Source organism: Aeromonas sp. S41-2 (assembly GCF_027705845.1).
GTDB lineage: Bacteria > Pseudomonadota > Gammaproteobacteria > Enterobacterales > Aeromonadaceae > Aeromonas > Aeromonas hydrophila.
Window position 1 is genome coordinate 299,153 of sequence record NZ_JAPDCG010000004.1, and the last position, 12,940, is coordinate 312,092.

The 12,940-nt window shown below is 64.2% G+C and carries 13 protein-coding genes; 6 read left to right on the forward strand and 7 right to left on the reverse strand.

The genetic code is table 11. The features are described 5' to 3' along the window. Positions 1-87 precede the first annotated feature (87 nt). The 6 genes from OKC44_RS12095 to lptM all read right to left on the reverse strand — a co-directional run bounded on the left by OKC44_RS12095 (position 88) and on the right by lptM (position 4,913). Complete coding sequence (locus OKC44_RS12095) at positions 88-798, reverse strand: HAD-IA family hydrolase (protein WP_270813044.1); 711 nt, start codon at positions 796-798, stop codon at positions 88-90. 40 nt (positions 799-838) lie between these two features. After that, the gene (gene xerC, locus OKC44_RS12100; protein WP_270813045.1) at positions 839-1,816 is read right to left on the reverse strand and encodes a tyrosine recombinase XerC; all 978 of its coding nucleotides are present in this window, start codon (positions 1,814-1,816) and stop codon (positions 839-841) included. Continuing rightward, complete coding sequence (locus OKC44_RS12105; RefSeq protein WP_016349251.1) at positions 1,809-2,489, reverse strand: DUF484 family protein; 681 nt, start codon at positions 2,487-2,489, stop codon at positions 1,809-1,811. The genes xerC and OKC44_RS12105 overlap by 8 nt, the downstream gene beginning before the upstream one ends. 80 nt (positions 2,490-2,569) lie before the next feature. Further along, positions 2,570-3,400, reverse strand: coding sequence for a diaminopimelate epimerase (gene dapF / locus OKC44_RS12110; protein ID WP_011704447.1), 831 nt, complete (start codon positions 3,398-3,400; stop codon positions 2,570-2,572). A gap of 65 nt (positions 3,401-3,465) precedes the next feature. Continuing rightward, positions 3,466-4,716: a diaminopimelate decarboxylase gene (gene lysA / locus OKC44_RS12115; protein ID WP_223951698.1), complete on the reverse strand. Its 1,251-nt coding sequence runs from the start codon at positions 4,714-4,716 to the stop codon at positions 3,466-3,468. A gap of 20 nt (positions 4,717-4,736) precedes the next feature. After that, positions 4,737-4,913 (reverse strand): LPS translocon maturation chaperone LptM, encoded by a 177-nt coding sequence (gene lptM, locus OKC44_RS12120; protein WP_017408874.1) that lies wholly within the window; start codon positions 4,911-4,913, stop codon positions 4,737-4,739. A 73-nt stretch (positions 4,914-4,986) separates the two neighbouring features. Between lptM and cyaY the strand changes: the two genes are divergently transcribed. Together cyaY and OKC44_RS12130 are read left to right on the forward strand one after the other, a co-directional pair. Beyond that, a complete protein-coding gene (gene cyaY / locus OKC44_RS12125) occupies positions 4,987-5,301 on the forward strand; it encodes an iron donor protein CyaY (RefSeq protein WP_011704445.1) in 315 nt (104 codons plus the stop codon). A gap of 14 nt (positions 5,302-5,315) precedes the next feature. Next, positions 5,316-5,969, forward strand: coding sequence for an alpha/beta hydrolase (locus OKC44_RS12130; protein WP_270813047.1), 654 nt, complete (start codon positions 5,316-5,318; stop codon positions 5,967-5,969). 123 nt (positions 5,970-6,092) lie between these two features. On the opposite strand, the gene OKC44_RS12135 is transcribed toward OKC44_RS12130, so the two are convergent. Beyond that, entirely contained in the window at positions 6,093-8,627 is a 2,535-nt protein-coding gene (locus tag OKC44_RS12135) for a class I adenylate cyclase (RefSeq protein ID WP_011704443.1), read from the reverse strand. Between the two features lie 323 nt (positions 8,628-8,950). Here OKC44_RS12135 and hemC point away from each other — a divergent pair, with 323 nt between their 5' ends. The 4 genes from hemC to OKC44_RS12155 are packed head-to-tail and all read left to right on the forward strand — an operon-like array spanning position 8,951 to position 12,855. Further along, positions 8,951-9,880, forward strand: coding sequence for a hydroxymethylbilane synthase (gene hemC / locus OKC44_RS12140; protein WP_016349245.1), 930 nt, complete (start codon positions 8,951-8,953; stop codon positions 9,878-9,880). Continuing rightward, on the forward strand, positions 9,877-10,611 hold the full coding sequence (locus tag OKC44_RS12145) for a uroporphyrinogen-III synthase (RefSeq protein WP_270813049.1): 735 nt from the start codon (positions 9,877-9,879) through the stop codon (positions 10,609-10,611). Before hemC ends, OKC44_RS12145 begins: the two co-directional genes overlap by 4 nt. Next, on the forward strand, positions 10,608-11,681 hold the full coding sequence (locus OKC44_RS12150) for a uroporphyrinogen-III C-methyltransferase (protein ID WP_270813051.1): 1,074 nt from the start codon (positions 10,608-10,610) through the stop codon (positions 11,679-11,681). The genes OKC44_RS12145 and OKC44_RS12150 overlap by 4 nt, the downstream gene beginning before the upstream one ends. Before the next feature lie 10 nt (positions 11,682-11,691). Continuing rightward, on the forward strand, positions 11,692-12,855 hold the full coding sequence (locus OKC44_RS12155; protein ID WP_270813053.1) for a heme biosynthesis HemY N-terminal domain-containing protein: 1,164 nt from the start codon (positions 11,692-11,694) through the stop codon (positions 12,853-12,855). Positions 12,856-12,940: the final 85 nt, after the last annotated feature.

The following is a 12,940-nucleotide window of genomic DNA, read 5'->3' on the forward strand; positions in this document are numbered from 1 at the left end:
ATGACCCAACGATGGCTGCTGCCTGCGGAGCATGATCGGCCGACAGGGAATGCATGTCGGCCGGAGCTGGTGGGAGTGGAGGCCTGATCAGAGCAGCAGTTCGGCCAGCTCGCCCAGCGTCGTCAGCTCCACGTCCGGCAGCAGTTGCAGCTGTCGCCAGGATTGGCCGCGCTCGTTGAGCCAGGCGGCCTTGAAGCCGTGCAGCCGGGCCCCCAGCACATCTGTCTCAGGATGGTCCCCCACGTGCAGGATCTGGCCGGGCGCCAGCTTGAGAGCCCTCTGCGCCTCTACGAACATGTCCGGCGCCGGCTTCATCCTGCTGCCGAGGCCAGCCTTGCAGACCAGGGTGAAGTAATCCGCGAGACCAGCCCGGGTCAGGTCCAGATTGCCGTTGGTGATGACCACCAGCGGGTAGCGCTCGGCCAGCCGGGCCAGCAGGGCGTGGGTCTGGTCGCTCACCTCGATCTTCGAGCGCTCGGCCAGAAAGCCGGCGAACACCGACGCTGCCTCACGCTCCGCCAACCCTTGTGCCATCCCCCCCGCCATCAGCGCGGCCTGAATGCCGTGCCGGCGCGCCAGACTGACGTCGTGGCGCAGTGCCGGCTGTTCCAGCAGCAGGTTGTGCTTGAGCGCCTGCCAGCGCGGCTTGTCCAGCATGGCGGTGGCCAGGTATTCGCTGCGCAGGTGGCTCAGCATCCACTGCTCGGCCCGCTCGATGGCCGGGCCGTTGTCATAGAGGGTATCGTCGAGGTCAAACGAGATGGCGGCCACCGGCTGCCAGCGGCGATAGAACTGCATGGTATCTCCTCTTGTCGAGGCCGGGCGGGCCCGGCCCTCCTCATTCGTCGTCCGGAGTGGCGGGATCCCGCTTCGCCCTTGGATGGGCGCTGTCATACACCTTGGCCAGATGCTGGAAGTCGAGGTGGGTGTAGATCTGGGTGGTGGAGAGATCAGCGTGCCCCAGCAGCTCCTGCACCGCCCGCAGATCGCCGGAGGACTCCAGCATGTGGGTGGCAAAGCTGTGGCGCAGCTTGTGGGGATGGACGTGGGCGTTGAGCGCCTGCTTGTTGCCCCAGCCATCGAGCCGCTCCTGCACCGAGCGGGCCGACAGCCGCTGCTTGCGCTTGGAGACGAACAGCGCCTCCAGCTCGTCGCCGGCCAGCAGGGGGCGCAGCTTGAGCCATTTTTGCAGCCACTCCACCGCCATCCGCCCCACCGGCAGCACCCGCTCTCGCGAGCCCTTGCCGGTCACCCTGAGCTGGCGCTCGTCGAGCTTCACGTCCGCCAGATTGAGCCCCACCAGCTCGGCGAGTCGCAGGCCGGAGGAGTACATCAGCTCCATGATGGCGCGATCCCGCACCGCCAGCGGATCCTGCTCATCGGTGATGTTGAGCAGCTGGTACATCTCGTCCACATCCAGGTTCTTGGGCAGCGGCCGCCCCTGCTTGGGGGTGACGATGCCGCGCGCCGGATTGGCCACCAGTCGCCCCTGACGCACCTGCCAGTCGCAGAAGCTGCGCAGGGCGGAGACCTTGGTGGCCAGCGAACGGGGGGCGAGCCCCGCCTTGTGCATCCGGGTCACCAGACTGCGTACCTGACTCGCCTCGAGCCGGGCCCAGTCGTCGACCCCGAGCTTCACCAGCTCGGCGGTCATGGCTTCCAGATGGGCCTGGTAGTTGCTGCGGGTATGCGGGCTGAGCTGACGCTCGACCCGCAGGTATTCGATGAAGGCGGCCAGCTCGTCGGCCAGCGCAGCCGGCAGGGGCTCGGCGGCTAGTGGCGCCTTGGCGGGGGATCTGGCCGGCGTCTTAGCCACGCGCCAGCTCGGGCAGACGCAGCTGCAGCAGGCGGCCGAGCTGGCCCAGCAGCAGGGTGTCGTTGTGGGGGGTGAAGTGGCTCGGATCCGAGCTGGCGAAGGCCAGCACGCCGAGATCGCCGAGCCGCATCAGGGCCACCGAGTTGACCAGCACGTCGTGACCGAACAGCGCCTGCTTCTCGCTCTGGTTGAGCCGGCCAAAGTAGTAATCCTGGCCCGGCAGGCGCTGGCCCAGCAGCTGCTCGAGCTGTCGGCCCTCCGCCATGAACTTCTGCTCGGGGCCGCTCAACTGGAATTTTTTCGGGCTGAGCCAGAGCCGCAGGCCGGTCAGCCGCAGCCGCTGCACGAACGCCTTGCCCATCACCGCGCTCACCTCGAACAGGCTCTGACAGCCGTACAGCTCGCCGTAGAGATCGGCATAGACCCGGAAGATCCGCTCGTTCTCGCTGGCGATCCCCATCAGCTCGGTGATCTCCTGCTCCAGCTGTTCGATGCGCTCGCGCTGTCTGTCCAGCTGGCGCTCCACCAGCGAGACAGTGCCCTTGCGTTCGTGAGGAATGCGGATCCGGTCCAGCATGGCCGCGTGGCGCTGGAAAAACTCGGGATAACGGGCCAGGTACTCCAGCACTGTGGCTTCATCCACCAGTGGTTCCTGCCGTTTGAGTTCGCTCATAACTTGGTTGGTCCATCCGAAAAAGGGGCACAAGGCCCCGACATTAGTGCTTGGCAGAGCGGGGGCCTCCCCGCCCGTGCCTATAACTCTATCTGACCGTCAAATACGTGCTCAGCCGGCCCGGTCATGTAGACCGGCTGACCCGGCCCCTTCCAGGCGATGGTCAGCTTGCCCCCCGGCAGGGTGACGGTGACCCGCTCCTTGAGCTTGCCCTGGCTGATGCCCACCACCACGGCGGCGCAGGCGCCGGTCCCGCAGGCCAGAGTCTCGCCCACCCCGCGTTCGAACACCCGCAGCTTGATCTCGCTGGCGTTGACCATCTCCATGAAGCCGACGTTGACCCGCTCGGGAAAGCGCTCGTGTCGCTCCATGATGGGACCCAGGGTCGCCACCGGCGCATCGGCCACCGAGGGCACCTCGATGACGCAGTGAGGATTGCCCATGGAGACGGCCCCGCACATCACAGTATGCTCCTGGGCCCGCAGCAGGTAGGTTTTTTCCGCCTTCTGGGCCCGGAACGGGATCTTGCCCGGCTCGAACTGGGGCACCCCCATGTTGACCGTGACCTGGTTCTCCCCTTCCAGCTGCAGCACGATACGGCCGCGCGCCGTGCTGACCGCGATGCGATCCCGGTTGATCAGCCCCTTGAGGCGCACGAAACGGGCGAAACAGCGGGCACCGTTGCCGCACTGCTCCACCTCGCTGCCATCGGCATTGAAGATGCGGTAGTGAAAGTCGAGCTCGGGATCATAGGGCGGCTCCACCAGCAGCAGCTGGTCGAAGCCGATGCCGAAGTGGCGATCCGCCAGCTTCTTGATGACCTCATTGCTGAAAAACACCTTCTGGGTGACGCCATCCACCACCATGAAGTCGTTCCCCAGCCCGTGCATCTTGGAAAAATCTATCAACATCGTGCGTTCCTGTACCCTTGTTCACGCTCTCACCTGGAGGAACGCTTAGAGAAATCCATTAACAATCAGGGCAGTAAATGCTCACCGCGCCAGAGATCGGCCAACTGCTCGCGCTCTCTGATGAGGAACGACTGCGCTCCGTCCACCAGCACTTCGGCGGCGCGGGGACGGGTGTTGTAGTTGGAGGACATGGTAAAGCCGTAGGCACCGGCGGAACGCACCGCCAGCAAGGAGCCCTCGGCGATCGCCAGGGTGCGCTCCTTGCCGAGGAAGTCACCGGTCTCACAGACCGGGCCGACCACGTCGTACAGCGCCGGCTCGTGGGCCGTGCGGCTGTCCACCTCGATGATGTTCATCCAGGCGCCGTAGAGCGAGGGACGCAGCAGATCGTTCATGCCGGCGTCGATCAGCGCGAAGTTGCGGGTCTCGCCCGGCTTGAGGTACTCCACCCGGGTCAGCAGCACGCCGGCGTTGGCGACGATGGCGCGGCCCGGTTCGAACAACAGGGTCAGATCCCGGCCCGCCAGCTTCTGCTTGAGCGCCTCGGCATATTCGCTGGGATGGGGCGGCTGCTCGGCGCCATAGTTGACCCCCAGGCCACCGCCCACGTCCAGGTGGTGAATGTGGATGCCTTCCGCCGCCAGGCCGTCGATCAGCCGCAGCAGCTTGTCGGCCGCCTCCATGAACGGATTCAATTCCGTGAGTTGCGAGCCGATATGGCAATCAACCCCGACGATCTGGATGTTGGCCATGGCCGCCGCCTTGCGGTAGATGGCGGGCGCCTGCTCGATGGGAATGCCGAACTTGTTCTGCTTGAGGCCGGTGGAGATATAGGGATGAGTACCGGCGTCGATGTCCGGGTTGACCCGCACCGACACCCGGGCCTTCTTGCCCATGCCGCCCGCCACCCGGTTCAGACGCTCCAGCTCGGCTTCCGACTCCAGGTTGAAACAGAGGATCTCTTTATCCAGCGCGAGGCGCATCTCGGCTTCGCTCTTGGCCACCCCGGAGAAGACCACCTTGGCCGGATCGCCGCCTGCCGCCAGCACCCGCGACAGCTCGCCGCCGGAGACGATGTCAAAGCCTGAGCCAAGGCGCGCCAGCAGGTTGAGCAGCGCCAGGTTGGAGTTGGCCTTGACCGCATAGCAGATGAGATGGGGGATGTCGCCCGCCGCCTTGTCGAAGGCGTGCCAGTGGCGTTCAAGGGTGGCGCGGGAGTAGACGTACAGCGGGGTGCCGTACTGCTCGGCAAGTTGTTGCAGCGAGGTGTGTTCGGCCTGAAGCTGGCCGTCGGCGTCGTAGTTAAAGTGATCCAAGGGGGCGGTTCCTTCCTAAATTATTGCGGCGCGGCCTCTGGGGCAGCCTCGGCGGTCGCAGGCGTCTGTGCTTGCGGTGTACTCTGGGTCTGGGGCTGCTCGGGGGGCGGCATGTAGAGCGGTCCCGTCAGGCCACACGCGGCCAAACCAAGAGACAGAAGAGTGGCAAGCAGACACTTGGTAAGCTGGGTAATCATAATGGTTCGCTGCGAAAAAATTTTTGGCCCTCTATAATCGCACTCACATTGTTAAAAGCAACAGGATAAACCGATGAAGGATCACGAGTATCACGCCCTGACCGACGCCTTTTTCCAATATGTGGAGGACACCGTCGACGCAGGATATCCGGATATTGACTGTGAGCGTGCCGGTGGGGTCTTGACCCTGTCGTTCGAGAACAAGACCAAGGTCATCATCAACAAGCAGGAGCCCCTGCACCAGATCTGGGTCGCCACCCGCGAAAACGGCTTCCACTTCGAGCTGCAAGGGGAAAGCTGGATCGACAACCGCTTCGGTCACGAGCTCAAGACGCTGCTGAGCAAGGCCTGCACCACCCAGGCGGGCGAACCCGTCCAGTTCCCATGATGGTGCAGCCCGCCATGATCGATCTGCATCCTGAAGGCGCCCGTCACGCGGTGATCTGGCTGCACGGGCTGGGGGATTCCGGCGCCGGCCTCGCCCCGCTGGTGGATGCGCTGGCGCTGCCCGCCGACTTGCCGGTGCGTCATCTGCAGCCCGATGCGCCGGAGCGCGCCATCACCATCAACATGGGCTACAAGATGCGCGGCTGGTACGACATCAAGAGCTTCGACAACCCGGCGGATCGCGCCGTGGAGTCCCACGTCAGGGAGTCCGCGGCCCGCATCGCCGCGCTGATCGAGCAGCTGGTGGCGGAGGGCTTCGCCCCCGAGCGCATCGTGCTGGCCGGCTTCTCCCAGGGGGGCGTGATTGCCTCCTTCGCCGCCCTGCGCCTGCCGCAGCAACTGGCAGGTCTGCTCTGCATGTCCACCTACCTGGCGGCCCCCGACGCCCTGCTCGGCGAGATGAGCGAGGCTGCCCGCAGCCTGCCCATCTGCTACATGCACGGCATCTATGACGACGTGGTGAACCTCTCCATGGGCTGGGACGCCAAGAACCGGCTGGAGGCGGCCGGGCTCTCCCTCGAGTGGCACGAGTACCCGATGCGCCACGAGATCTGCCGCCCGCAACTCGACGACATCCGTCAGTGGCTGCTGGCCCACCTCACGGGCTGAGCCAACCGCGGATAGCCAAACGGCCTGCAGATGCAGGCCGTTTTCATTCTATATGAGCGATGATCCTGTGCAGCAGGGGGCCGAGACCAGGGCGCTTGCGCGCACGCCGGACCAGCCCCTGCACTACCCCGCGCCTGCGGCGGAGCCGAGCTCGCGCCCCTGACCACCATCGCGCAGCTGACCCTGGCTGCGGTAGGGGATCACCTCCAGCTCGCCATTGATCTGCACTATCTCGTAGTACTGGGGCAGGTTGAAGTTGCTGAACTGGCCCGCGTCGCTGAAGCGCTCGTGGCTGGAGGTATAGAAGCGGTTCACCCCCTGCACCAGCTCATCCTTGTTGCCGGCGAAATGCTGGTAGATCTCCACCCGGTTCGCCTCGTCCAGGATATAGATGTTGGTGCCCGCATCCCGGGTATCGAAGAAGAACTGCACCAACCCCTCGCTGGCGTAAGCGTCGACGATGCCGGGCAGATGCTGGCTGTGGGTCTTGTCGAGCCGCAGCGGCAGGTGATCCAGCTTGTTGTGGGAGATGTGGCGATAGAAGTCGACCGCGTTCTCCAGCTTCTTGACCGACACCCCGCGCCGCTCGAAGAAGATGCCGTACTTCTCCTTGCCGAGCGCCAGCGTCTTGACCAGCTGCTGCTTGTCACGGGCCAGACGCAGCTCGATGCATTCGGCCACCAGCTGCTGGAAGCGGGTACGCACCAGAGAGCGGAAGTGCTGGCTGTAGCAGAACACCTCGATCATCTCGGGGGCGGCGGCATCCTGGTGCATCTTGCCGAGGATGGTGGTGAGAGCATCCACCACCGCCTCATCCCCCTGGAAGTGCAGGGTCCGGATCTCGCTCCAGGAGTTGCGATAGACCAGGTCCACCGAACCCACCAGACACTCCTGGTTGCGGCCGAACGAGAAGACGTCGGCGGCGTTGGCATCGAATTCGATCACCTGGCCCACCCAGTGACTGGTCGGGTCCGTCTCCAGGTTGAGGAAGATGGAGAGCTGACGGATCTCGCACGGCCGGCTGAGGGCCAGGTTGGTGGCGCGGGGATACTTGACCGGGAAGGTGCCGGACAGATCGCGACAGAACTGGTGCAGGTTGTCGATGTGCAGATCCGAGCCCTGGTTGAACAGGTGCACTCGCGACTGCGGCGTCAACAGACCGTTGAAGTAGGCCCAGGAGACCAGCTTGCTGATGTAGCCGTTATATTCGAGCGGCGCCCGGCCGATGATGTCCGCCGGCTCCAGCGAATGTTTGTAGAGATACCAGCCGGCGCGATTCAAGCGGCCGTGCGGCACCTGCACGAAGCTGAGATCCGGCTCGCTCAAGTCCGGCGCAATCTTGAGGTTGATGCGCTGTACCTTGCCCGGCAGGCTCTCGAACGCGGCATAGAGCTTGCGCGACAGGATGCCGATGTCTTCCGGGTTGATGGACTCGCTGATGTTGTTGCGCCGGGCGAACTGGATCAGGTTGCGGTAACTCTGCATCAGGGCTTCCAGCAGTTCGGCGTGAGCCACCTTGACGTCCTCGACCTTCCACTCCTGGCGGTGATCCAGATGGTGCAACCGCTCCTGACTCCAGCCCCAGTAGGAGACCAGCTGGGTCATCTGCTCGCGGCGCCAGGCCGGGGAGTGCTCCTCCTTCGGATGGCTGAGACCGTCACACACCTTCAGATAGAAGCAGCGGCGCACCAGATCGAGCCGCTGCATGTCGCCGATGGACTTGAGGTAGTTGGTCACCTTGTCCAGCATCAGGCAGTAGTTGTCGAGCCGGTAGTGCATCCCCTCGTTGTGCTGGAACCAGTCGCGGCTGGTTACCGACAGCAGGCGGGTGTTGGGATACTCGTGGGAGTAGGCCTCCATCAACACCGACTTGAGCACCGCCTTGTAGGGGGAGTCGATGCCCTTGTAGAGCTGCCAGAGGGCGGAGCCAAAGTACTCCTCGGCCGGAATGCGGTTGAAGCCACCGAGATCGAGCCAGTCATCCTGGCTCAGCTTGCCGTGGGCAAACAGGCCGTTGACGTAGTCGTCGTAGTGGTCGTCATACTCGCTGGGTACCAGATACCAGAGCAACCGCTTGCCGGCGATCAGCATGGCGCTGCGGTAGAACTCGTCGAGCAGCAGCAGGTGCTGGGCGCTGCCGCAGCTCTCACCCTGCATCTGGGCATCGTTGCGCTGGCGGAACTTGTCCTCGGGGATCAGGAAGAAGTTGAGATCGACCCCACGCTGCTCGGCCCACTTGGAGAGTTGCTGACACTTGAGATCCAGCAGCTCGAGCCGCTCCTGCGACAAACCGGCCACGTGGCAGACCCAGATGTCGAGATCCGAGTGGCAGCACTGACCGATGGACGAGGTGCTGCCCATGGAGTAGAGCCCCTGGATCGACTTGTCATGGGTGGTGAGGCCGTTCAGGCAGTTGGCGTTCTGGCACAGATCCTCGATGAAGGCCTGCTGGGCGTCATTGGCGGTAAAACTCCAGATGCCGTGCGGCACATCCCCCGCCACATAACCGGGCAACAGGGGGTGATTGAAGTGCAGCATGACGGGTAGCAGCTGAAAAACCTGCTGCCCGTAGCGACTCATGAGACCTAGCGCCCGTTGCGTCTTGAGACGATTGAGTTCGTCGTAGCGCGCCACCAGCGTGTCGAGTTTTACCAGCAATGCCCTGCCTATAACGAGGTAAGAAATGACGCACCAAAACGGGGAGACGTCAAAAAAGTGTGATCATGTTAACAATGCAAACAGCGGTGGTAAACAAGCCCGCACACAATCGCCGGATTATTTATGACAAGTCACTAAACAGTATCATTGGAAAGCAATAAAAATCTGTAATTTCAACAAATTAACTGGCAAGCCAGACTTAATAAAAATCATTTTCAGCGGCCGTTTTTGAGCTTGAGCCCGCTTTTGCGGGCTGCGCCATGAAAGCCCCTGCAAAGGGTGGTAAGATCGTTTTCCTTCTAAAGATGAAACAACTGATTGATATGGCAGCCCGAACCCTGAAAATTGCCACTCGCAAGAGCCCCTTGGCCCTGTGGCAGGCCAACTTCGTCAAAGACCGGCTGGAAGCCCTGTACCCCGAGTTGCAGGTCGAGCTGGTGCCCATGAGCACTCAGGGTGACAAGATCCTGGATACCCCTCTCGCCAAGGTGGGCGGCAAGGGGTTGTTCGTCAAGGAGCTGGAAACCGCCATGCTGGAGGGACGGGCCGACATCGCCGTGCACTCCATGAAAGACGTGCCGGTGGAGTTCCCCGAGGGGCTCGGCCTGCACACCATCTGCGAGCGCGAAGATCCGCGCGATGCATTTGTTTCCAACCGCTTCGGCCAGATTGATGAGCTGCCGCAGGGAGCCGTGGTCGGCACCTCCAGCCTGCGTCGTCAGTGCCAGCTGCGTGCGGCACGCCCGGATCTGGTGATCCGCGACCTGCGCGGCAACGTCAACACCCGTCTCGCCAAGCTGGACGCCGGTGAATACGACGCCATCATCCTCGCCGCCGCCGGCCTGAAACGGCTGGAGATGGCGCACCGCATCACCGCCTTCATCGAGCCGGAACAGAGCCTGCCCGCCAACGGTCAGGGTGCAGTCGGCATCGAATGCCGCCTCGACGATCACGAGCTGCACGCCCTGCTGGCCCCGCTCGAACACCCCGAGACCCGCATCCGGGTGCTGACCGAGCGCGCCATGAACCGCGCCCTGCAGGGGGGCTGTCAGGTACCTATCGGGGCCTACGCCCTGGTGCAGGGGGAAGAAGTGTGGCTGCGCGGCCTGGTGGGCAGCCCGGATGGCAGCCGCGTCATCCGCGACGAGATCCGCGGCCCGCTGGCCGACGGCGAGGCCCTTGGCCACACCCTGGCCCAGCGTCTGCTGGCCGATGGCGCCGATGTCATCCTGGCCGAGGTCTACCGGGCATGATCCCGCTGGTGGTGCGCCCGGCCGCCCAGGCCACCGAGCTGGCGGCACTGCTGCGCCAGCACGGCCACGCACCGCTCTGCTGCCCGCTGCTGGAAACCGTGGCGGGCAGCGAACTGCACCGCCTGCCCGAACTGCTGCCCCAGGCCGACATCGTCATCGCCGTCAGCGTGCATGCGGTTCATTTCACTCATCATTTTCTGTTGCAAACTGGTCAGACCTGGCCAAATATTGACTACTTTGCGGTCGGCCAGGCCAGCGCGGATGCCTTCGCTGAGGTGGGCATCCAGGCCTTGAGCCCGGACGATCCGCGCAGCGAAGGGCTGCTGGCCCTGCCCGGCCTGCAACAGGTGAACGGCAAGCAGGTGCTGATCCTGCGCGGCAATGGCGGCCGGGATCTCATCGCCCGGACGCTGGCCTCACGCGGCGCACTGGTGCACTATTGTGCGGCCTATGAGCGCCACTACCCCGCACTGGACGGGGACGCATTGACTCGCCACTGGCAGGCGGCCGGGCTCGACAGCCTGCTCGTCACCAGCGGCGAACTGCTGCAGCGGCTGCTGGAACTGGTCCCGGACCAACAGCTGCCCTGGCTGCACGACCGCCTGCTGGTGGTGCCCAGCCCGCGGGTGGCCGAGATGGCCGCGGCGGCGGGCTTTACCCATATCACGATTGCCCAGGGTGCATCCAACCAGGCCCTGACGGCCGCTCTGGAACTGAGGAAGATGGAATGACTGAACAGCAAGAAGTCCAGCCGAGTGCCGCGGCCTCCGTGGCCGACAACAAGCAATCCGGCCAGAAGGTCAACAACAAGAAGGGCAGCTCGGGTGCTGTGGTCGGCGGCATCGCCATCCTGCTGGCCCTCGGCCTGACCGGCGGCCTCTATCTGCACGGCCACAAGAGTGCCGTGGCCCAGCAGGGCGAGCTGAACCAGCTCAAGCTGCAACTGGCCGAGGCCATGAACAAGCTTGACCAGAGCAACAGCAAGGATGGCGAGCAGCTGGCCGCCCTCGGCAAGCAGCAGCAACTGCTGCAGGACGAGCTCAAAGGGTTGCAGACCCGGGTGCTGGATCTCAACGACAAGCGCCCCAATGACTGGATGCTGGCCGAATCCGAATATCTGGTGCGGATGGCCGGTCGCAAGCTGTGGCTGGAACACGACCTCGTCTCCGCCATCACACTGCTCGGCAATGCCGACGAGCGCATCAAGGCGCTCAACGATCCCAGCCTGATGCCCATCCGCAAGGCGCTGGCCGAAGACATAGCCCAGCTCAAGGGGATGCCGCGCATCGACCGCGAAGGGCTGACCCTGAAGCTGGCCGCCCTCTCCGATCAGATCGAGCTGCTGCCGCTCTCCACCGTCAGCATGCCGGAAGCCAAGAGCGAGCCCGATCAGGCCGTCAGCACCAACCCGGACGAGTGGGAAAGCAATCTCAAGAAGAACTGGGTCAAGTTCACCGAGAACTTCATCACAATCCGCCGTCGTGACGGCGCGGTGGAGGCCCTGCTCTCCCCGCAGCAGGAGATCTTCCTGCGCGAGAACCTCAAGACCAAGCTGCTGCAGGCCCAGCTCGCCGTCTACCGCGAGCAGCAGGCTCTCTATGACGACAGCCTGGACAAGGCCCAGCGCTGGCTGACCCAGTATTTCGACACCGACAACAGCGCCACCCACTACATGCAGTCCGAGCTGGACAAGCTCAAGGGGGAGCAGATCCAGTTCAACTATCCGGATCGCTTCAAGACCCAGGCCATGCTGGAAGAGGTGCTGACCGAGCGCCTGCAGCGCATTCTGGCCAGCAACTGAGGAGGGCACCATGATTCGTCTGATTGTACTGGTGGCCGCCATGGTGGCGGGACTCATCTTAGGCCCGCAGGCCTCCGGCAACAAGGGCTATGTGCTGATCTCGCTGGGCAACTACACGGTTGAATCCTCGGTCACCAGCGCGGTGATCCTGGCGGTGCTGTTCTACGGTGCCCTGCTCATCGTCGAGTGGCTGCTGGGCCGGGTATTCGGCCTGCGCCGCAAGACGCTGGGCTGGTACGGCTCGCGCCGGCGCCGCAAGGCCAACCAGCAGACCGTGGCCGCCACCCTGGCCATGGCCGAGGGGCACTACAGCCAGGCCGAGAAGCTGATGCTCAAGGGCGCCAGCAACAGCGACACCCCGCTGCTCAACTACCTGAGCGCCGCCAAGGCGGCCCAGGCCCGTGGCGATGACGTGCGCCGGGACCAATACCTGCAAAAGGCGCAGGAGGAGAACCCCAAGGCCGAGCTGGCGCTGACCCTGACCCAGACCCAGCTGCAGATCGAGCAGGGCCAGTACGACACCGCGCTGGCCATGCTGGAATCCGTCTACGCCCTCAACCCGCGCCACCCCATGGTGCTGGACCAGCTGCGTCAGGTGCACCTGGCCCGCGAGGACTGGGCTGCCCTCATCGACCTCATCCCGGTGCTGCACAAGGTGGGCAAGCTGACCCCCAAACAGGAAGAGGATCTGCTGCAGCAAGCCTGGCGTGGTCGCCTCGACGCCGCCAGCGGCGCCCTCGAGACCCTGCGCCCGATCTGGCAGGAGCTGCCGCGCAAGCTGCGCCAGGATCCGGATCTGCTGGCCGCCTATGGCGATCGCCTACGCCAGCTGGGGGCCGACAATGAGGCCGCCGAGCTGTGGCTGGATGCGCTGCGCAAGCAGGTCTCGCCCCAGCTGCTGACCCGCCTGCCCAAACTCAAGCTCGACAGCTACCAGCCGATGTTGACCCTGCTGCAGAAGATCCAGGATCAACCTGGCGTCGATGCGGCGCTGGCCCAGGTCTACCTGCTGGCCGGTCAGCTGGACGACGCCCAGCGCCTGCTGGAGCAGGAGGTCGCAAAAGCGCCGAACGCCGCCGTCTACCACGCCCTCGGTCAGGTGATGGACAAGCGCCGCCTCACCAACAAGGCCAACGAGTACTACCGCCAGGCATTGCAGCTGGCCGACGTCTGACGCCCGTTCGTCGCGAAATAAAAAGAGGCCGCAGTTGCGGCCTCTTTTTATTGGGATTGTTCCGAATGGCTGCTCTCCCTTCTCC